Here is a 19939-nt window from a genome sequence, read left to right as displayed (position 1 = left end):
CAGTGGCCGGAACCGGTCATCTCGTTGACGGCTCGGCACCGGTGTGCGTGCCCAGCAGCCCCGCCACCAGCGCCCGTACCGCCGTCGTGAAGAGCCGTTCGGTGTCGACGGGGGCGGCCAGGGCGCGGGCCAGGGCCGGGTCCTCGTCGGCGGGGGAGGCGGTCGGCGGGGCGGTGGTTCCTTCGGGGGTGTTCGCGGGGGTGGTCGGGGTGGCGGCTCCCGTTGCCCACAGTTCGGTCTCGGCCGGGGACTGGGCCGGGGAGCGTTCGCGGTTGCGTTCCACCAGGACGTGGCCGACGACCTGGAACTGCACCGCCCGTACCAGTTCGGCCGCCCGGGCGCCGCGCAGTCCGGCCGCGTGGGCCTCGTGGATCAGGGCGCGCTGGGCGGGCAGGAACATCTGCTCCGTCAGGCCGCGTTCGTGGACCATCGCCACCAGGTGCGGGCGGTCCCGCAGCGCGCGGCGCAGCAGCCGGGCCACCGAGACGATCCGCTCGGCGGGGTCCGCGCCGTGCGGGCGCAGGGTGCCGAGGTCGGCGACGGTGCGTTCGACGAGCGCGTCGAGCAGCGACTCGCGGTTGCCGACGTGCCAGTAGATCGAGGTCACCGCGGTGCCGAGCTCCGCGGCGAGCCGGCGCATGGTGAGGGCCGTCGGGCCGTGCTCCTTCACCAGGGCGGCGGCGGTGTCCAGTACCTGATCGCGGCTCAATGCGGTGCGTGCCATCGGATCCCCCAACTCCAGTGCGTGCACGGCTCTTTACCCTTCCGGGTCGTCGGTGTAACTGTGTTACAGGCCGATACGTTCCCGAAAGGCGGTACGTCATGGCACGAGTACGGTACGGGGCGCGCACCGAGGCGGAGATCGCCGCGACCCGTGAGAAGAGCGCGGGGCTCCCCGACATCTGGTCCACCGGAGTGGTCGCCGTCTGGGAGACCGACCCCGACGTCGTGGCGGCTGTCCTGCCGCCCCCGCTCAAGCCCACCGCGCGCCCGCTGGTGCGCGCCAACATCAGCAAGGTCGACCTGCCCGGCTACCCCCTCGGCGCCGGGTCCGTCGCCGTCGCCGCCGCCCACGGCGACCAGGAGGGCTGGTACCCGCTGGTCATGCCGATGACCCACGAGCGCGCCCTGACCGGCGGGCGGGAGGTCTTCGGCGAGCCGAAGAAGCTGGGCGAGGTCCTCGTCGAGCGCGACGGGCTCACCGTCAAGGCCTCGCTCGCCCGGCACGGCATCGCCTTCGTCGAGGTGCGCGGCGCCGTCTCCGGTGACCTGCCGCTGCCCGAGCCCGTCCAGAAGACCGACTTCTACTTCAAGTTCCTGCCGGCCGTGGACGGCGCGGGCACCGGCTTCGACACCGACCCCGTCCTCGTCCACTGCGTCCGCAACGAGAAGGTGCGGCGCCTGGAGCGGATCACCGGCGACATCGTGCTGCGCGAGTCGATGTACGACCCGGTCGCCGACCTCCCGGTGCGCCGGCTCGTCGAGATCACCATCGGCGAGAAGACCACCGACCAGAAGGGGCGGGTCGTGGAACGGGTCAGCGCCCAGGCCCTGCTGCCCTACGTCCACCAGCGGTACGACGACCCGCAGCAGATCCTCGACGCCCCGCCCGAGGGCTCCGTGGAAGGGCGTGCCTGATGGAGCTGCGACAGGGACAGGTCGCCGTCGTCACCGGCGCGGCGAGCGGCATCGGCCTCGCGATGGCCCGCCGCTTCGCCGCCGAGGGCCTGGCCGTCGTCCTCGGCGACGTCGAGGAGGCCCCGCTGGCCAAGGCCGCCGAGGAGCTGATGGCGGACGGGGCGCAGATCCTCGCCCGTACCGTCGACGTCAGCGAACCCGACTCCGTGCGGGCCTTCGCCGACGCCGCGTACGACACCTTCGGCGCCGTCCACGTGCTGTGCAACAACGCGGGCGTGGGCTCCGGCGCCGAGGGCCGGATGTGGGAGCACGAGCCCAACGACTGGAAGTGGGCGTTCGCCGTCAACGTGTGGGGCGTCTTCCACGGCATCCAGGCCTTCGTCCCGCGCATGCTCGCGAGCGGTGAGCCCGGCCACGTCGTCAACACCTCCTCCGGCGACGGCGGCATCGCGCCGCTGCCGACGGCCTCCGTCTACGCCGTCACCAAGTCGGCCGTCGTCACCATGACCGAGTCGCTCTACGCGCACCTGAGGGCGGAACGCGCCCAGGTCGGCGCCTCCGTCCTCTTCCCCGGCCCGCACATGCTCCGCACCGGCCTGTGGGAGTCGCACCGCAACCGGCCCGACCGGTTCGCCAAGGAGCGCCCCCGCAAGACGCCGTACCGCAGCCTCGACCAGTGGGAGTCGGCCATGAAGGAGGCCGGGCACGAGATCGCCTTCACCCCGGTCGAGGAGGTCGCCGAGCACGTCGTGGACGGCATCCGGGCCGACCGCTTCTGGATGCTCCCGGCGAGCGAGCACAGCGACCGGCAGATCAAGGCGCGTTCGCAGTCGATGCTCGACCGCGCCAACCCGTCGTACCTGGAGAGCTTCATCCTCGACTGAGGGGGCCGTGATGACCGCTTCGAACGACCCGAACGACCCGTACCTGATCATCTCCTCCGACTGTCACGCCGGCCTCCCCACCGAGGAGTACCGGCCCTATCTCGACTCCCGCTTCCACCGCGCCTTCGACGAGTTCCTCGCCGGGCGCGAGGCCCGGCGCGAGGCCATGACCCGGCTCGGGGTGCGCAACGAGGCCTTCGCCGACAAGTGGTTCCGCGACAACGAGGAAGGGCTGCGGGGCGGCTGGGACTCCGCCCAGCGGCTCAAGGAGCTCGACGGCGACGGGGTGGCCGCCGAGGTCGTGTTCCCCGACGCGGACGCCGTCGACAGCCAGACCGCCGCGCCCTTCGGTGTCGGCCTCGGGCTCTCCGGCGACCAGGACCCGCAGCTCGGCATGGCGGGCGCCCAGGCGCACAACCGCTGGCTCGCCGACTTCGTCTCCCGCAACCCCGAGCGCCACTGCGGGGTCGCGCTGCTGCCCGTCACCGCCGACCCGGACGCGGTCGTCGCCGAGATCCACCGCGCCAAGGAGTCCGGGCTCGGCGCGCTGATGATCCCCTCCATGTGGGTGGACAAGGCGCCCTACCACGACCGGCGTTACGACCCGGTGTGGGCGGCCGCCGCGGAGACCGGGATGCCGGTGGTGACCCACTCGGGCGCGGCGCCGCGCGAGGAGTACGGCGACCACCTCGGCATCTACGTCTCCGAGGTCACGTTCTGGCCGGCCCGGCCGCTGTGGTTCCTGCTCTGGTCCGGGGTCTTCGAGCGGCACCCGGGGCTGCGGTTCGGCGTCGCCGAGTCCGGCTGCTGGTGGCTGCCCAACCTGCTGTGGTTCATGGACCGGCTCTACCTGGGCGCGCACGGCGGGAAGAAACTGTCCCCCTTCGCCGAGTTGAAGAGGCCGCCCAGCGAGTACCTGGACCGCCAGGTGTTCATCTGCGCCACCAACACCAAGCGGCGTGAGCTCGCGCAGCGGTACGAGATCGGCGTCGACAACATCCTGTGGGGCTCCGACTTCCCGCACCCGGAGGGCACCTGGCCCGACACCCGGAACTGGCTGCGCAGGACCTTCCACGACATCCCGGTGACGGAGACCCGGCGGATGCTCGGTCTCGCGGCGGCGGAGGTCTTCGGATTCGATGTCCGGAAGCTGGATCCGATCGCCCGGCGCATCGGCCCCACCCCCGCCGACCTCGGCCAGCCCGCCGACCAGTCCGCGGTGGAGGCGTCCTGGGCGCGCTCCCGGGAGGTCGGCCGGCACTGGCTGACGGAGCACGACTTCCCCGTGCTGGGGGTGACGCCGTGACTCCCGGCACCCCTGTGCCCCCCGGCACCCCCGTGCCCCCCGGCACCCCCGTGACCCCCGGTCCCGACCGCTACACGGTCATCTCCGCCGACTGCCACGCCGGCGGAGACCTCCTCGACTACCGCCCGTACCTGGAGAAGAAGCACCACGAGGACTTCGACGCCTGGGCGGCGACCTACGTCAACCCGTACGAGGACCTGCTCGCCGACACCGCCGACCGCAACTGGAACTCGCAGCGCAGGCTGCGCGAGCTGGAGGCGGACGGGATCGTCGCCGAGGTCGTGTTCCCCAACACCATCCCGCCGTTCTTCCCCAAGGCCTCCCTGATGGCCCAGCCGCCCACGCGGAGCGAGTACGAGCGGCGCTGGGCCGGACTCCAGGCGCACAACCGCTGGCTCGCCGACTTCTGCGCGGACGCTCCCGGGCGGCGCGCGGGGGTGGCGCAGATCCTGCTCAACGACGTGGACGCGGCGGTCGCGGAGATCCGCCGCACCCACGAGGCGGGCCTCACCGGCGGGATCCTGCTGCCCGGCGTCCCGCCCGGCTCGCCCGTGCCGGAGCTGTACGCGGAGGCGTACGACCCGATCTGGGCGGTCTGTGCCGAACTGGGCGTCCCCGTCAACCACCACGGCGGCTCCGCGTCGCCGCCGCTGGGGGACGAGCCGGCCGCGCGGGCGGTGTTCATGGTGGAGACGACCTGGTTCTCTCACCGCGCGCTGTGGCACCTGATCTTCGGAGGGGCCTTCCGGCGCCACCCGGACCTGAAGCTGGTCCTCACGGAGCAGGGCTCGGGCTGGATCCCGGGCGTGCTGCGGATGCTGGACTACTACCACGACCGGCTGGTGGCGGCGTCGACGAAGGCCTCGACGGCCGAGTCGAAGTTCGGCGCGGGTCTCGCGGCGTCCATGGGCAAGGGCCCGAGCGCGGTCTGGCGGGACAACTGCTTCGTCGGCGCCAGCTTCATGCGTCCCCACGAGGTGCCACTGCGCGACCGGATCGGCCTCGACAAGATCATGTGGGGCAGCGACTACCCGCACGACGAGGGCACCACCCCCTACTCCCGGGAGGGGCTGCGGATCGCGTACGCCGGCCTGCCGCGGGAGGAGGTCGCCGCGATGGTCGGCGGCAACGCGGCCCGGGTCTACGGCTTCGACCTCGGCCTCCTCGACGCCCTGGCCGCCGTCCACGGCCCGACCGTCGAGGAGATCGCCGAGCCCCTGAAGGAGGTCCCGGCGGGCGCCACCAGCCCCGCGTTCGCGCTGGGCGGGTCGGTCCGCGTCTGGTGAGCCGCCGGGTGCGACGCTCCTGACGTGACCGAAACCCCCGCACACGACGAGGCCCACGGCGGCGGCCTCGGCTCCCGTCTCAACTGGCTCCGGGCCGCCGTGCTCGGAGCCAACGACGGAGTCGTCTCCACCGCGGGCCTCGTCGTCGGCGTGGCCGGCGCCTCCGACTCCCAGTCCGCCCTGCTCACGGCAGGCCTCTCCGGCCTGCTCGCCGGCTCGATGTCGATGGCGGCGGGGGAGTACGTCTCGGTCTCCACCCAGCGCGACTCCGAGCGGGCCGCCCTCGCCCAGGAACGCCGCGAACTGCGCGAACAGCCCGAGGCGGAACTCGCCGAACTCACCGGACTCCTCACCGCCCGCGGCCTCTCCGCCGACGTCGCCCGCGAGGCCGCCGAACAGCTCACCGCCAGCGACGCCCTGCGCGCCCACGCCCGCGTGGAACTGGGCATCGACCCCGACGCCCTCACCAACCCCTGGCACGCCGCCGGCGCCAGCTTCCTCGCCTTCACGGTCGGCGCCCTGCTCCCCCTCCTCGCGATCGTCCTGCCCCCCGCCTCCACCCGCCTCTGGATCACCGTCCTCTCCGTCCTCGCCGCCCTCACCCTCACCGGCTGGTGGAGCGCCCGCCTCGGCGCCGCCCCACCCACCCGCGCGATCCTCCGCAACGTGGGCGGCGGCGCCCTCGCGATGGCGGTCACCTACGCGGCGGGGTCGCTGCTGGGGGCGACGGGGGTGTAGGGCAGGCGGGTGACGCGATGCCCGGTGACGCCATGCCCGGTGATGTGACGCCCGGTGCCGTGGTGCCTCATGAGACGTGATGCCTTGTGAGAACCGGCCAAACCCTGCTGACAACCCGTCTCGCATACTTGTCGGTAATCACGTCTATCCGTCCCCCCTCCCCGGCCCTACCGTCGTCGACATGCCCCACCTGCTCGATGTGCCGCACCCCGACGAGGACGCCGCGACGGGAGTCCGCCGTCCGCGCCGGGCCCGGCGCGTGCTGCTCGTCGCCTTCCTGCTCGCCGCCGTCGCCGACCTCGGGTCCCTGCTCGCCGGGGCCGAGATCGGTCACCAGATCGCCAAGCCGCTGCTCATGCCGCTGCTCGCCGGGTACGCGGCCACCCGGCGGGCGCCCGCGCCGCTGGTCGCCGCGCTGCTCTTCGGCTGGGGCGGCGACCTCTTCCTGCTCTCCGGAGCCGACTGGGCGTTCCTCGTCGGGATGGGGTCTTTCGCCGTCGGGCACGTCTGCTACCTCGTGCTCTTCGGGCGGCGGCGGACGAGCGGTCCGCTGGGGGTCGCGTACGGTGTCGCGCTGCTCGCGACGGTGGCGGCGCTGTGGCCCGATCTCCCCGCCGACCTGCGGGTTCCCGTCGCCGGGTACTCCCTCCTGCTCGCGGCGACGGCCTACCGGTCCAGCTCCCTCGGCCTGCTCGCCGGGGCCGGAGGCGGGCTCTTCCTGCTCTCCGACAGCCTCATCGCCACCGGCGTCGCCGGCTGGCCCCAGCTGCCGGCGCCCGACTTCTGGGTCATGCTGACCTACATCGCGGCACAGTGCCTGCTGACCGAGGGAGCCCTGCGAGCGATGTACGGTGAACGTCGTACAAAAGCCTGAGCACAGCAAGGAACGTCCGTCATGCGCGCCACCACCATCCACGCCCCCTTCGACATGCGCGTGCAGGACGTGCCCGACCCGGTGATCCAGGACGCCACGGACGTCGTCGTCCGCGTACTCCGCGCCTGCATCTGCGGCAGCGACCTGTGGGCCTACCGCGGCGAGTCCGCCCGGCAGCCCGGCCAGCGCATCGGCCACGAGTTCCTCGGCATCGTCGAGGAGGCCGGCGCCGGGGTCCACGGCTTCCGCACGGGCGACCTCGTCGTCGCGCCCTTCGTCTGGTCCGACGGCAGCTGCGACTACTGCGCCGAGGGCCTCCAGACCTCCTGCCCCAACGGCGGCTTCTGGGGCTCCGTAGGCTCCGACGGCGGCCAGGGCGAGGCCGTCCGGGTCCCCTTCGCCGACGGCACCCTCGTCAAGCTGCCCGCCGAGGCCGCCTCCGACGACCACCTGCTCACCGCCCTGCTCGCGCTCTCCGACGTCATGGGCACCGGCCACCACGCCGCCCTCGGCGCGGGCGTGACCAAGGGCTCCACCGTCGCCGTCGTCGGTGACGGCGCCGTCGGCCTGTGCGGCGTCCTCGCCGCCAAGCGGCTCGGCGCCGAGCGGATCATCGCGCTGGGCCGCCACACCGCCCGTACCGACATCGCCCGCGCCTTCGGCGCCACCGACGTCGTCGCCGAGCGCGGCGAGGCCGCCGGGGCCGCCGTCCGCGAGCTCACCGGCGGCCAGGGCGCCCACGCCGTCATCGAGGCCGTCGGCACCGAGCAGTCCATGCGCACCGCCGTCGGCATCGCCCGCGACGGCGGCTCCATCGGCTACGTCGGCGTCCCGCACGGCAGCGGCACCGGCCTCGACCTGTCCGTCATGTTCGACCGCAACATCGCCCTGCGCGGCGGCGTCGCCCCCGTCCGCGCCTACATCCCCGAGCTGCTCCCGGACATCCTGGACGGCACCATCGACCCGTCCCCGGTCTTCGACCTGACCGTCGGCCTGGACGGCGTCCCCGACGGCTACCGGGCCATGGACGAGCGCACCGCGCTCAAGGTCCTCGTCAAGCCGTAGCCCGGCCGTGGTCGGGGGCGGCCGGGACCCGCGGCGCGCTCAGTCCGTGAGCCAGGCGGGCTCGTCCCCGCCCTGCGGACCCGGCGGCCGTGACCAGGCCGTCGGGCCGCCCTCGTACGCCACCGGCGACAGCGCGTGCCGCAGCCGCCCCAGCGGGCCGTCCGTCTCCGTGACGTACCGCCCGGGTTCGACGGGGGTGCCTCCCATGCCCTCAAGGCCATGGGGGAGGGGGAGGGTGCCCGTCAGCCAGTGCCCGGTCTGGGCGAGGGCCAGGCGGACGAGGCGGCTGCCGCCCTCGCGGTCCTGCTCGGTCAGCGAGCGCAGCACCGCCGCCGCGAGGAGGTAGCCCGTGCCGTGGTCCAGGGCCTGCGCCGGCAGGGCGCCCGGCTCCGCCGCCGAGCCCTCCACGGTCGCGATGCCCGTCGCCGCCTGCACCAGGCTGTCGAAGCCGCGCCGCCCGGCCCACGGCCCGTAGTCGCCCCACGCGGAGAGCCGGGCCACCACCAGGCCGGGGCGGTGGAGGCCGAAGCGGTCCAGGGCGCCCGGCCGGTACCCGGTGACCAGCACGTCCGCCGCGTCGAGCAGCTCGTCGAAGGTGCGCCGGTCCGAAGGGCGGTCCAGGTCCAGTGCGGCCGTCCGCTTCCCGAAGTCCGTGTCGGCGTGCTGGTCCGGCAGTTCCGGGTTGTCCGGCGGGTCGATCCGCAGCACGTCCGCGCCGAGCAGCGCGAGCGTCCGGGTGGCGACCGGGCCCGCGATGACCCGGGTCAGGTCGAGCACCCGCAGCCGGCGGCCCGCACGGGCCCGGGGCGCCGCCTCGTCGAGCCGCTCCCGGGTCAGCAGCGGCCGGGCCGCGACCTCCCGGCCCTGCTCGGTGGCGGCCCACTCCTCGGGCGTGCGCAAAGCGACGGCGAGGCCCCCGGCCCCGTACACGAGCGTCTCGATCTCCACCGCCGGCCGCCCGGCGATCGCCGCCGCGACCGCCTCCACGGAGTCGGCGGCACCGAGCGCGGCGAGCAGCGCGGCCTTGTGGTGCGGGTAGTTGGCGTGGGTGCGCACCCAGCCGTCGGCGGCGCGCCAGAAGCGGGACAGGGGCGCGAAGTTGACCGGCGCGCGCCCGTCCACGCGCAGATGCCGCTCGCTCACGAACGCGGTGGCCACCGCCCCGTCGTCCACCCGGGCCGGCCCCGCGAGCCCGGCGTGCTCGACGGCGGCCAGCGAGCAGACCGCGACGGTCGCCCGCGCCAGGTCCATCACCGGCAGCCGGGCCGGCAGCAGCCCCGAGGGGCCGCCGTACACGATCCGGTCGAGCAGGGCGGGATCGCCGCCCAGGGCCGACCACAACAACTCCGTACCGCCGCGCACCGTGGTGTCCATGCCCGCATGATGGCACTCGGTGCCACATGAAGAGGCCCTGGTGTGGCGCACCACACCAGGGCCTGATCACCGATCAGAGCGCGTACTCACGTACGTGAGTACGGAGGTACGTGAGTATTCACGCACGTGAGGCGGACGTCCTTACTTGCGGACCGCCGCCAGCGCGTCGACGATGCCCGCGCCGTAGAAGCCGTTCTTGTTCTTGCCGCCCTCGCACACCGCGTCGATCTTGCCGTCGCCCTCGATGTCGTACGGGTTGGTGCACGCGTGCTCGTTGGCCTGCGTGTACAGCAGCGCCTTCAGGGCCGCCGGCGAGGCGTGCGGGTGGGTCGACTTCAGCAGCGCGAGGACGCCCGCCACGTGCGGCGAGGCCATCGAGGTGCCGGCCTTGTAGTTGTAGCCGCCGTTGACCGTGGTCGACAGGATGCGGCCGTTGACCGCCGGGGCGTCCGGGGTCTGGTACTCGGTGCGGTCGCCGCCGGGCGCCGCCACGTCGATGACGCCGAGACCGTAGTTGGAGTACGACGCCTTCAGGTCCTTGGCGCCGGTCGCGGAGACCGTCACCACGCCCGGCAGCTGCGCCGGGTAGTCGAAGCACTCCTTCGGGTCGATCACGCGGTCGCCCGGGGTGGTGTCGTTCGGGCTGCTGTTGTCGACGATCGAGTCGGCCGCGAGGTCGAACTTCGAGTTGCCGGCCGCCGCGACGTTGACCGTGCCCTTGCGCTCCGCGTAGCGGGTCGCACGGGTGACCGCCTCGATGAGGGCCTTCTGGTCCTCGTCGTTCTTGCAGGCGAACATCCACGGGTCGGTGTAGTAGCTGTTGTTCGTGACGTCGATGCCGTGCTCGGCCGCCCACACGAAGCCGCAGACCACGGCCTCGGTGTAGAAGAAGCCGTCGGGCGTCGACACCTTGATGCCGGCCAGCTTCACGCCCGGCGCGACGCCGGTGACGCCGATGCCGTTCTTGGCGGCGCCGATCGTGCCCGCGACGTGCGTGCCGTGGTCGGACTCGCCCGCGTTGGGACGCCACGAGCCGGGGGTCGTGTCGGCCTTGCCGCTCACGCAGTTGGCGGACGCCTTGGCGTCGAAGTTCGGCGCCAGGTCCGGGTGGGTGTCGTCCACACCGGTGTCGATGATGCCGACCGTGACGCGCTTGCTGCCCAGCGTCTTCTGGTGGGCCTTGTCCGCCTTGATCGCCGGCAGGTCCCACTGCAGGGGCTCCAGCGGGTCCTGCTCGTCCGTGGCGGCGGCCGTCGCGGCCTTCACCTCGGCCGGGGTGAGGGCCTGGTCGCCCTCGCCGACGGAGTCGTCGGTGGCGGCCTTCAGCGGCGCCGTACGGGTCGCGCCGGCCGACACCACGCCACGCACCTGGCGGATCGACTGGGCGAACTCCGGGTTCTTGGAGTGGGCGACGATGACGCCTATCTGGTCGTAGGACACGACCACTTCACCGCCGGCGGCGGCGATCGCCTTCTTCACCGAGGCGGCCGTCCAGCGGCCCCCCTCGACGTTGACGACGTACGACAGCTGCGGGCCGTCGGTGGACACGGCGGCCGTGACGTCACTCAGCTCCGCGGCGGAGGCGGCGCCGGAGGGCAGGAAGCCGAGCGAGGCCGTGAGCGCGAGACCAACCGGCAGAGCGAGTACTCGGCCGCGCCTCGATCCCAGATGAGCCATGGGTTCTCCACATCATCCGTCTGAACTGTCCGCGTACCGATTGCATGCGAACAGGTGCACGACGAGTGAAGCTATCGCCGATCTTCCCCACGATTCAATGAGTTGAGAAGACTTCATGAAGATCGGGCAAAAGAAATCCTCCGCGTGAACCGCTTCGCTCCGTCCTCCGTGCCGTTGAGCAGGGGAACCGGCACCGCCCGGAAGCCCCCGCTCCGCACCGCAGCGAGGCCCCCTTGTCCATGCCGTCCGCCCCCGCGTCACGAGGAGATTCCGTGGCTACCGAAGCACCGCCGCCACCGAGAGGCACGCAGACCGAACCCGGTCCCGCCCAGCCCACCACGGAGCAGTTCACCGAGGTCCAGGAGGGCGAGGAGTTCGGCGAACTGCGCCGCACCTACCGCTCGTTCGCCTTCCCCCTGACGATCGCCTTCATCACCTGGTACCTGCTGTACGTCCTGCTCTGCAACTACGCGGGCGACTTCATGGGCACCCGGCTGTTCGGCAACGTCAACGTGGCCCTCGTCCTCGGCCTCGGCCAGTTCGCGACCACCTTCCTCATCGCCTGGCTCTACTCGCGGCACGCGGCCCACCGCCTCGACCCGAAGGCCGAGGCCATCAAGGCGCGCATGGAGGCCGACGCGTGAGCACCCCCGCCGACACCACCCTCCTGCTCGCCGCGGGCAACGCCACCAGCGAGCACCGCCCGCTGATCATCGGCCTCTTCGCGGCCTTCGTGGTGGCCACCCTCGTCATCACCGTCTGGGCCGGCCGCCAGACCCGCAGCGCCGCCGACTTCTACGCCGGCGGACGCCAGTTCACCGGCTTCCAGAACGGCCTCGCGATCTCCGGCGACTACATGTCCGCCGCGTCCTTCCTCGGCATTGCCGGCGCCATCGCCCTCTTCGGCTACGACGGCTTCCTCTACTCGATCGGCTTCCTCGTCGCCTGGCTGGTCGCCCTGCTCCTGGTCGCCGAACCGCTGCGTAACTCCGGCCGCTTCACCATGGGCGACGTCCTCGCCTACCGGATGCGCCAGCGCCCCGTCCGTACCGCGGCGGGCACCTCCACCATCGTCGTCTCGATCTTCTACCTGCTCGCGCAGATGGCCGGCGCCGGCGTCCTCGTCTCGCTGCTGCTCGGCATCACCAGCGACGGCGGCAAGGTCGCGATCGTCGCCCTCGTCGGCATCCTGATGATCGTGTACGTGACCATCGGCGGCATGAAGGGCACCACCTGGGTGCAGATGGTCAAGGCCGTGCTGCTCATCGCGGGCACGCTCCTGATCACCTTCCTCATCCTGCTGAAGTTCCACTTCAACGTCTCCGAGCTGCTCGGCGCCGCCGCCACCAACAGCGGCAAGGGCGAGGCCTTCCTCAAGCCCGGCCTCAAGTACGGCGCCACCGGCACCTCGAAGCTGGACTTCCTCTCCCTCGGCATCGCGCTCGTCCTCGGCACGGCCGGCCTGCCGCACATCCTCATCCGCTTCTACACGGTGCCCACCGCCAAGGCCGCCCGTAAGTCCGTCAACTGGGCCATCGGCATCATCGGCGCCTTCTACCTGATGACGATCGTGCTCGGCTTCGGCGCCGCCGCCCTGCTCAAGAACAGCGACATCATCGCCTCCAACAAGGCCGGCAACACCGCGGCCCCGCTCGCCGCCCTGGAGATCGGCGGCGGCGCCGGGTCGACGGGCGGCGCGCTGCTGCTCGCCGTCATCTCGGCCGTCGCCTTCGCGACCATCCTCGCCGTCGTCGCCGGCCTGACCCTCGCCTCGTCCTCGTCGTTCGCGCACGACATCTACGCCAACGTCATCCGCCGCGGCCAGGCCACCGAGAAGGAGGAGGTACGGGCCGCCCGCTGGGCCACCGTCCTCATCGGCATCGTCTCGATCGCCCTCGGCGCCCTCGCCCGCGACCTCAACGTCGCCGGCCTGGTCGCCCTCGCGTTCGCCGTCGCCGCCTCCGCCAACCTGCCGACGCTCCTCTACAGCCTCTTCTGGAAGCGCTTCACCACCACCGGAGCGCTCTGGTCGATCTACGGCGGACTGATCTCCGCGGTCGTCCTGGTGCTGTTCTCACCGGTCGTCTCCGGCAAGCCCACCTCGATGTTCAAGACCGTGGACTTCTACTGGTTCCCGCTGGAGAACCCCGGCCTCGTCTCCATCCCGCTCGGCTTCCTGCTCGGCTGGCTCGGCTCGATCCTCTCCAAGGAGGAGCCGGACAAGGGCAAGTACGCGGAGCTGGAGGTCAAGTCCCTCACCGGCGTCGGAGCGCACTGATCCGCACACGGTCCGCAGTCGCCCACCGGCCGCGTCGTAGAGTTCTACGACGCGGCCGGTCCGGTCCTCGTGACAATCGGGCCGTGCCCGGTGTCATACCCGTCACGTAGGCTCGAACGAGAGAGACCGGAACATCCGGCGGAAGAAGGGGAGGGGGGCCCAGTGCTCATCGACACCTACGGGCGAGTCGCCACCGATCTGCGCGTCTCCCTGACCGACCGGTGCAACCTGCGGTGCACCTACTGCATGCCGGAAGAGGGCCTGCAGTGGCTGGCCAAGCCCGATCTGCTCACCGACGACGAGATCGTCCGGCTGATCCGGATCGCCGTCACCGACCTGGGCGTCACCGAGGTCCGCTTCACCGGCGGCGAGCCGCTGCTCCGCCCCGGCCTCGTCGGCATCGTCGAGCGCTGCGCCGCCCTGGAGCCCCGCCCCCGGATGTCGCTCACCACCAACGGCATCGGCCTCAAGCGCACCGCCGCCGCCCTCAAGGCGGCCGGCCTCGACCGGGTCAACGTCTCGCTCGACACCCTGCGCCCCGAGGTCTTCAAGACCCTCACCCGCCGTGACCGGCACCACGACGTCCTCGACGGCATGGCCGCCGCCCGCGACGCCGGACTCACCCCGGTCAAGGTCAACGCCGTCCTGATGCCCGGGCTCAACGCCGACGAGGCCCCCGACCTGCTCGCCTGGGCGATCGCCGAGGGGTACGAGCTCCGCTTCATCGAGCAGATGCCCCTCGACGCCCAGCACGGCTGGAAGCGCGACGGCATGATCACCGCCGGGGACATCCTGGAGTCGCTGCGCACCCGCTTCGAGCTGACCGCCGAGGGCGAGGGCGAGCGCGGCTCGGCGCCCGCCGAGCGCTGGACCGTCGACGGCGGCCCGCACACGGTCGGCGTCATCGCCTCGGTCACCCGCCCGTTCTGCCGGGCCTGCGACCGCACCCGGCTCACCGCCGACGGCCAGGTGCGGACCTGCCTGTTCGCCACCGAGGAGACCGACCTGCGGGCCACGCTCCGCTCGGACGCGCCGGACGAGGTCGTCGCCGAGATCTGGCGGAAGGCGATGTGGGGCAAGAAGGCCGGCTCGGGCCTGGACGACCCCGGCTTCCTCCAGCCGGACCGTCCGATGTCAGCGATCGGCGGCTGAGTCCCACTCGTCGAAGGGGACGACGTCCTTCAGGAAACCCCGTACGCCCAGGAACTGGGAGAGGTGCTCGCGGTGCTCCTCGCACGCGAGCCAGGTCTTGCGCCGCTCCGGCGTGTGCAGCTTGGGGTTGTTCCAGGCGAGCACCCAGACGGCATCGGCCCGGCAGCCCTTGGCGGAACAGATCGGCTTCTCTTCGCTCACTGGACCCATGATCACAGAGTCATTGTCCAGCAAGGGCGATGCCGAGCAGCCACGGGGGGAGCTGCCCGGCATCGGTCCGTCGCTCCGACGGGGGATGCGGAGCGCGTAGGCAGTATGTCACGGCCCATGGGGTGCGGTGCACAGGAACTTCATGATTGATCTGAGCATTTCTTGAGCTTCACGCTCACGCTGCGTGATCGTTTCCGTCGTCCCGGCGTTCCGCATCGGCTTCCAGCTCGGGCCGTACCGGATGGGGGATGAAGGTGGAGGGAAGGCCCGGCGCGGACTCGCGTCCGGCGTTGGCGATCACCACGGCGACATAGGGGAGCAGGGCCCCGATCACGAGCGCCACGATGGCCACGTACCGCTCCACGTTCCACAGCGAGGCGGCGGCGATCACGGAGAGCGTGCGGATCGACATCGAGATGACGTACCGCCGCTGCCGCCCGCGGACGTCCTCGGCGAGGCCCTGCCGGGCGCCGGTGATCCGGAAGACCTCGGTACCGCCATGCTTCCGCATCACATTCCACCACCCAGCAGCCGTGCCGGACTCTCCCCGGGTCCGTACCTGCTTCCACGGTACGCCGGTCCTCCCCGGCGGAGGAGACCGGGGCACGGATGGAGCCGTCCGACATGCGCCGTATGGCCCACGGCCCGAGACTGGGCACACATGCGCACGAGGAGGCGACGATGGGTTGGTTGTGGGCGATCATTGTGGGCTTCGTCCTGGGTCTGATCGCGAAGGCGATCCTCCCGGGCAAGCAGCAGATCCCGCTGTGGCTGACGACCGTGTTCGGCATTGTCGGAAGCGTGCTCGGCAACGCGGTCGCGACCTGGATCGGGGTCAACGACACCAAGGGCATCGACTGGACCCGTCATCTGCTCCAGCTCATCGGCGCCGTCGCCGTGGTGGGCGTGGGGGACATGCTGTGGGTGACGATGCGGGGCAACAGACAGCGGGCCTGAGCATCTGATCGACGGCGCCGGACCGACGGGCGCCCGATCGCGACGGAGGCCCGGTACGCGCTTGGCGCGCGTACCGGGCCTCCGTCATGATCACGGCCTCGGACTAGCCGACGAACTCGATCGACGCCAGGTTCTTCTTGCCCCGGCGCAGCACCAGCCAGCGCCCGTGCAGCAGCTCGTCCGCCGACACCTCGGCGTCCTCGGCGGTCACCTTCACGTTGTTCACGTAGGCGCCGCCCTCCTTCACCGTGCGGCGGGCGCCCGACTTGCTCGGCGCGAGGCCGACCTCGGTGAACAGGTCCACCACCAGGCCGAGCTCCGTGACCCGCGCGTGCGGCAGCTCGGAGAGGGCCGCCGCGAGGGTCGGACCGTCCAGCTCGGACAGCTCGCCCTGGCCGAACAGCGCCTTGGAGGCGTCGATGACGGCCTGGCACTGGTCGGCGCCGTGCACGAGGGTGGTGAGCTCCTCGGCGAGCGCCCGCTGGGCGGTACGGGCCTGCGGCCGCTCCGCCGTCAGCTTCTCCAGCTCCTCCAGCTCCTCGCGGGACTTGAAGGACAGGATCCGCAGGTACGTGGAGATGTCACGGTCGTCCACGTTCAGCCAGAACTGGTAGAACGCGTACGGGGTGGTCATCTCCGGGTCCAGCCAGACGGCGCCGCTCTCGGTCTTGCCGAACTTGGTGCCGTCGGCCTTGACCATCAGCGGGGTCGCCAGCGCGTGGACCTGGGCCCCCGGCTCCAGCCGGTGGATCAGGTCGAGCCCGGCCACCAGGTTGCCCCACTGGTCGGAGCCGCCCTGCTGGAGCGTGCAGCCGTACCGCCGGTACAGCTCCAGGAAGTCCATGCCCTGGAGGAGCTGGTAGCTGAACTCCGTGTAGCTGATGCCCTGTTCGGACTCCAGGCGGCGGGCGACGGAGTCCTTGGTCAGCATCTTGTTGACCCGGAAGTGCTTGCCGATGTCCCGCAGGAACTCGATCGCCGACAGGCCGGCGGTCCAGTCCAGGTTGTTCACCATGACCGCGGCGTTCTCGCCCTCGAAGGAGAGGAACGGCTCGATCTGCGAGCGCAGCCGGTTCACCCAGTTCGCGACCGTCTCGGGGTCGTTCAGGGTGCGCTCGGCGGTCGGCCGCGGGTCACCGATCTGGCCGGTGGCCCCGCCGACCAGCGCCAGCGGCCGGTGTCCGGCCTGCTGGAGCCGGCGGACGGTGAGCACCTGGACCAGGTGGCCGACGTGGAGACTGGCCGCGGTCGGGTCGAAACCGCAATAGAACGTGACGGGACCGTCCGCGAGGGCCTTGCGCAGGGCCTCTTCGTCGGTGGACTGGGCGAAGAGCCCACGCCACTTCAGCTCGTCGACGATGTCCGTCACGTCGTCCGTCTCCTCGGCGTAGTGAATGGGAAAAGCTGTTCCCGGCCAGTCTAGGCGGGTCAGACGCCCTTGCTGACCGAGCTCATGTTGAAGTCCGGCACCCGCAGGGCGGGCATCGCGGCCCGGGTGAACCAGTCGCTCCACTCGCGCGGCAGCGTCTTCTCCGTCCGGCCCGCCTCGGTGGCCCGCGACAGCAGGTCCACCGGCGACTCGTTGAACCGGAAGTTGTTCACCTCGCCGACCACCTCGCCGTTCTCGACGAGGTAGACGCCGTCCCGGGTCAGGCCGGTGAGCAGCAGCGTCGCCGGATCGACCTCGCGGATGTACCAGAGGCAGGTCAGCAGCAGGCCCCGCTCGGTGCCCGCGACCATCTCGTCCAGGGAGCGCTCGCCGCCGTCCAGGATCAGGTTCCCGGCTCCCGGCGCCACGGGCAAGTGAGTAAGGCCCGCGGTGTGCCGGGTGGTGATCAGATGGGCCAGCTTCCCGTCCCGTACCCAGTCCACCGGGGCGATCGGCAGGCCGTTGTCGAACACGGACGAGTCGTCGCCGGAGGAGTGGGCGATCACGAACGGCGCGGACTCCAGGCCCGGCTCGTTCGGGTCGCTGCGCAGGGTCAGCGGCAGCGGCGAGAGGGTCTCACCGAGGCGGGTGCCGCCGCCGGGCTTGGAGAAGACCGTCCGGCCCTCCACCGCGTCCCGGGCCGTCGACGACCACAGCTGGTAGATCAGCAGGTCGGCCACGGCGGTCGGCGGCAGCAGCGTCTCGTACCGCCCGGCGGGCAGCTCGATCCGGCGCTCGGCCCAGCCGAGCCGCACGGCGAGCTCGGCGTCCATCGCGGCCGGGTCGACGTCCTTGAAGTCGCGCGTCGAGCGCCCCGCCCACGCGGAGCGCGAGCGGTCCGGCGACTTGGCGTTGAGCTCCAGGGTGCCCTTCGGCTGGTCGTGCCGGAGCCGGAGCCCGGTGGACGTGCCGAGGTAGCTGGAGGTGAACTCGTGGTTGGCGAATCCGTACAGTTCCCGGCCGCCGGCCCGGGCCCGCGCGAAGGCCTCGCCGAGCGCCGGCGCGAAGGCGTCGAAGACCGCGGAGGTGGTCTCCGCCGGCGCGTCCGTGAAGTCGGGCGAGGAGGGCACGCCCGTCACCAGCGGCTGCGCGTCCTCGGCGGGCCCGGCGGCCCGCGCGGCCGCCTCCGCCTCGCGGACCAGCGGCTCCAGGTCGGCCGCGGTCACGGCCGAGCGCGAGACGACACCGGAGGCGGTGCCCTGGGCGCCGTCCACGGTGGCGATCACGGTGAGGGTGCGGCCCCGGGTCACGCCGTTGGTGGTGAGCGAGTTCCCGGCCCAGCGCAGGTTGGCCGAGGACTCCTCGTCGGCGATGACGACGCAGCCGTCCGCGCGGGACAGCTCCAGGGCCTTCTCGACGATCTCGTACGGCTTGCTGACGCGGCTCATCGACCGGCCTCCTGCGTGGTGTTGAGGATGTTCACACCCCGGAAGAGGGCGGACGGGCAGCCGTGGGACACGGCGGCGACCTGGCCCGGCTGGGCCTTGCCGCAGTTGAACGCGCCGCCGAGCACATACGTCTGCGGGCCGCCGACCTGCTCCATGGAGCCCCAGAAGTCGGTGGTCGTCGCCTGGTACGCGACGTCCCGCAGCTGCCCGGCGAGCCGCCCGTTCTCGATGCGGAAGAAGCGCTGGCCGGTGAACTGGAAGTTGTAGCGCTGCATGTCGATCGACCAGGACCGGTCGCCGACCACGTAGATGCCCCGCTCCACGCCGCCGATCAGGTCCTCCGTGGACAGCCCGCCCGGGTCCGGCTGGAGCGACACGTTGGCCATCCGCTGCACCGGCACATGGCCGGGGGAGTCGGCGAAGGCGCAGCCGTTGGAGCGCCCGAGGCCGGTCAGCTTCGCGATCCGCCGGTCCAGCTGGTAGCCGACGAGCGTGCCGTCCTTCACCAGGTCCCAGGACTGGGCCTGGACGCCCTCGTCGTCGTAGCCGATGGTGGCGAGCCCGTGCTCGGCGGTGCGGTCGCCGGTCACGTTCATGACGGAGGAGCCGTAGGCCAGCTTGCCCAGCTGGTCGAAGGTGGCGAAGGAGGTGCCCGCGTACGCCGCCTCGTAGCCGAGGGCGCGGTCCAGCTCGGTGGCGTGGCCGATGGACTCGTGGATGGTGAGCCACAGGTTCGACGGGTCGACGACCAGGTCGTAGCGGCCGGCCTCGACGCTCGGCGCCCGCATCTTCTCGGCGAGCAGCCCCGGGATCTCGTCGAGCTCCTTGTCCCAGTCCCAGCCGGTGCCCGTCAGGTACTCCCAGCCCCGCCCGACCGGCGGCGCGACGGTCCGCATCGAGTCGAACTCGCCGGTGGTCTCGTCGACGGCGACCGCGGTGAGCTGCGGGTGCAGCCGGACGCGCTGCTGGGTGGTGACGGTGCCCGCGGTGTCCGCGTAGAACTTGTTCTCGTGCACCGTGAGCAGCGAGGCGTCCACGTGCGCCACGCCGTCGGCGCGCAGCAGCCGCGCGCTCCAGTCGGCGAGCAGCCCGCTCTTCTCCTCGGCGGAGACGCTGAAGGGGTCGATCTCGTACGAGGAGACCCACACCTTCTCGGAGTGCACCGGCTCGTCGGCCAGCTCCACGCGCTCGGTCGACCCGGCGGCCGCGATCACCTTCGCCGACAGCTTGGCCATGGCGACCGCCTGCGAGGCGACCTTCGCGGCCGCGTCCATGGTGAGGTCGACACCGGAGGCGAAGCCCCAGGCCCCGCCGTGCACCACCCGCACCGCGTAGCCGAGGTCGGTGGTGTCCGAGGAGCCGGACGGCTTCGCGTCCCGCAGCCGCCACGAGGCGCTGCGCACCCGCTCCAGGCGGAAATCGGCGTGGTCGGCGCCGAGCGCCCGCGCGCGGGCGAGCGCCGCGTCGGCGAGCGCCCGCAGCGGGAGCGCCCTGAAGGCTTCGTCGAGGGAATGGGGGCCAGATGGCACAGCTGTCTCCTGTCGTGTGAGACCGGTCGTCCCTGATCATGTCGCGCTTTACGCCGTGATGCCCAGACCATTCTGTAGGGATCCGACAGTGACATCCGTACGCCACTGTCAGGGCCCGATTCTCCGTATCGAGGAACGGACCGATAGGTTTTCG

19 protein-coding genes are annotated in these 19939 nt (G+C 71.9%); 11 read left to right on the top strand and 8 right to left on the bottom strand.

What is annotated here, in order from left to right:
- Positions 1-16: 16 nt before the first annotated feature.
- Positions 17-724 carry a TetR/AcrR family transcriptional regulator gene (locus ACZ3ZE_RS00225; protein WP_467256869.1) on the bottom strand — a complete coding sequence of 236 codons (708 nt, stop codon included), beginning with the start codon at positions 722-724 and terminating at the stop codon, positions 17-19.
- Between the two features lie 98 nt (positions 725-822).
- Between ACZ3ZE_RS00225 and ACZ3ZE_RS00220 the strand changes: the two genes are divergently transcribed.
- The 7 genes from ACZ3ZE_RS00220 to ACZ3ZE_RS00190 all read left to right on the top strand — a co-directional run bounded on the left by ACZ3ZE_RS00220 (position 823) and on the right by ACZ3ZE_RS00190 (position 7791).
- Positions 823-1638 (top strand): acetoacetate decarboxylase family protein, encoded by an 816-nt coding sequence (locus tag ACZ3ZE_RS00220; RefSeq protein ID WP_361179657.1) that lies wholly within the window; start codon positions 823-825, stop codon positions 1636-1638.
- Positions 1638-2522, top strand: a complete 885-nt coding sequence (locus ACZ3ZE_RS00215) for an SDR family NAD(P)-dependent oxidoreductase (RefSeq protein WP_467256867.1) — start codon at positions 1638-1640, stop codon at positions 2520-2522. The genes ACZ3ZE_RS00220 and ACZ3ZE_RS00215 overlap by 1 nt, the downstream gene beginning before the upstream one ends.
- Before the next feature lie 10 nt (positions 2523-2532).
- Positions 2533-3828, top strand: a complete 1296-nt coding sequence (locus ACZ3ZE_RS00210; protein ID WP_361179662.1) for an amidohydrolase family protein — start codon at positions 2533-2535, stop codon at positions 3826-3828.
- A 50-nt stretch (positions 3829-3878) separates the two neighbouring features.
- On the top strand, positions 3879-5114 hold the full coding sequence (locus ACZ3ZE_RS00205; RefSeq protein ID WP_363292805.1) for an amidohydrolase family protein: 1236 nt from the start codon (positions 3879-3881) through the stop codon (positions 5112-5114).
- A 24-nt stretch (positions 5115-5138) separates the two neighbouring features.
- A complete protein-coding gene (locus ACZ3ZE_RS00200) occupies positions 5139-5852 on the top strand; it encodes a VIT1/CCC1 transporter family protein (RefSeq protein ID WP_467256865.1) in 714 nt (237 codons plus the stop codon).
- A gap of 181 nt (positions 5853-6033) precedes the next feature.
- The gene (locus ACZ3ZE_RS00195) at positions 6034-6726 is read left to right on the top strand and encodes a lysoplasmalogenase (RefSeq protein WP_361179668.1); all 693 of its coding nucleotides are present in this window, start codon (positions 6034-6036) and stop codon (positions 6724-6726) included.
- A 21-nt stretch (positions 6727-6747) separates the two neighbouring features.
- On the top strand, positions 6748-7791 hold the full coding sequence (locus ACZ3ZE_RS00190) for a zinc-dependent alcohol dehydrogenase family protein (protein WP_467256863.1): 1044 nt from the start codon (positions 6748-6750) through the stop codon (positions 7789-7791).
- Between the two features lie 39 nt (positions 7792-7830).
- Here the strand turns inward: ACZ3ZE_RS00190 and ACZ3ZE_RS00185 are convergent, their stop codons facing one another.
- Both ACZ3ZE_RS00185 and ACZ3ZE_RS00180 read right to left on the bottom strand, forming a co-directional pair.
- Positions 7831-9165, bottom strand: coding sequence for a CoA transferase (locus ACZ3ZE_RS00185; protein ID WP_361179673.1), 1335 nt, complete (start codon positions 9163-9165; stop codon positions 7831-7833).
- A 141-nt stretch (positions 9166-9306) separates the two neighbouring features.
- Positions 9307-10842 (bottom strand): S8 family peptidase, encoded by a 1536-nt coding sequence (locus tag ACZ3ZE_RS00180; RefSeq protein WP_361179675.1) that lies wholly within the window; start codon positions 10840-10842, stop codon positions 9307-9309.
- Between the two features lie 272 nt (positions 10843-11114).
- Between ACZ3ZE_RS00180 and ACZ3ZE_RS00175 the strand changes: the two genes are divergently transcribed.
- From ACZ3ZE_RS00175 to moaA, 3 genes are all read left to right on the top strand, one after another.
- Positions 11115-11486, top strand: coding sequence for a DUF485 domain-containing protein (locus ACZ3ZE_RS00175; protein ID WP_361179677.1), 372 nt, complete (start codon positions 11115-11117; stop codon positions 11484-11486).
- Positions 11483-13120, top strand: a complete 1638-nt coding sequence (locus ACZ3ZE_RS00170; RefSeq protein WP_361179679.1) for a solute symporter family protein — start codon at positions 11483-11485, stop codon at positions 13118-13120. The genes ACZ3ZE_RS00175 and ACZ3ZE_RS00170 overlap by 4 nt, the downstream gene beginning before the upstream one ends.
- Before the next feature lie 162 nt (positions 13121-13282).
- On the top strand, positions 13283-14272 hold the full coding sequence (gene moaA / locus ACZ3ZE_RS00165; protein WP_361179681.1) for a GTP 3',8-cyclase MoaA: 990 nt from the start codon (positions 13283-13285) through the stop codon (positions 14270-14272).
- Here moaA and ACZ3ZE_RS00160 read toward each other — a convergent pair.
- Positions 14255-14482: a hypothetical protein gene (locus ACZ3ZE_RS00160; protein ID WP_361179683.1), complete on the bottom strand. Its 228-nt coding sequence runs from the start codon at positions 14480-14482 to the stop codon at positions 14255-14257. The two genes, moaA and ACZ3ZE_RS00160, sit on opposite strands and share 18 nt — an antisense overlap.
- Positions 14483-14657: 175 nt before the next feature.
- The gene (locus tag ACZ3ZE_RS00155; RefSeq protein ID WP_361179685.1) at positions 14658-14993 is read right to left on the bottom strand and encodes a DUF3099 domain-containing protein; all 336 of its coding nucleotides are present in this window, start codon (positions 14991-14993) and stop codon (positions 14658-14660) included.
- Positions 14994-15163: 170 nt separating this feature from the next.
- Between ACZ3ZE_RS00155 and ACZ3ZE_RS00150 the strand changes: the two genes are divergently transcribed.
- Positions 15164-15439: a GlsB/YeaQ/YmgE family stress response membrane protein gene (locus ACZ3ZE_RS00150; RefSeq protein WP_361179688.1), complete on the top strand. Its 276-nt coding sequence runs from the start codon at positions 15164-15166 to the stop codon at positions 15437-15439.
- 103 nt (positions 15440-15542) lie between these two features.
- Here ACZ3ZE_RS00150 and tyrS read toward each other — a convergent pair whose 3' ends face one another.
- Genes tyrS through ACZ3ZE_RS00135 form a run of 3 tightly spaced genes read right to left on the bottom strand, consistent with a single transcriptional unit; the run spans position 15543 to position 19785 of the window.
- A complete protein-coding gene (gene tyrS, locus ACZ3ZE_RS00145; protein WP_467256861.1) occupies positions 15543-16808 on the bottom strand; it encodes a tyrosine--tRNA ligase in 1266 nt (421 codons plus the stop codon).
- A 59-nt stretch (positions 16809-16867) separates the two neighbouring features.
- The gene (locus ACZ3ZE_RS00140) at positions 16868-18256 is read right to left on the bottom strand and encodes a metallopeptidase TldD-related protein (RefSeq protein ID WP_467256859.1); all 1389 of its coding nucleotides are present in this window, start codon (positions 18254-18256) and stop codon (positions 16868-16870) included.
- Positions 18253-19785, bottom strand: coding sequence for a TldD/PmbA family protein (locus ACZ3ZE_RS00135; protein ID WP_442304304.1), 1533 nt, complete (start codon positions 19783-19785; stop codon positions 18253-18255). Before ACZ3ZE_RS00135 ends, ACZ3ZE_RS00140 begins: the two co-directional genes overlap by 4 nt.
- Positions 19786-19939: the final 154 nt, after the last annotated feature.

Source organism: Streptomyces sp. NPDC023157 (assembly GCF_055560575.1).
The sequence above is the reverse complement of the archived record's forward strand: the minus strand, read 5'-3'. Positions and strand labels throughout refer to the sequence as shown.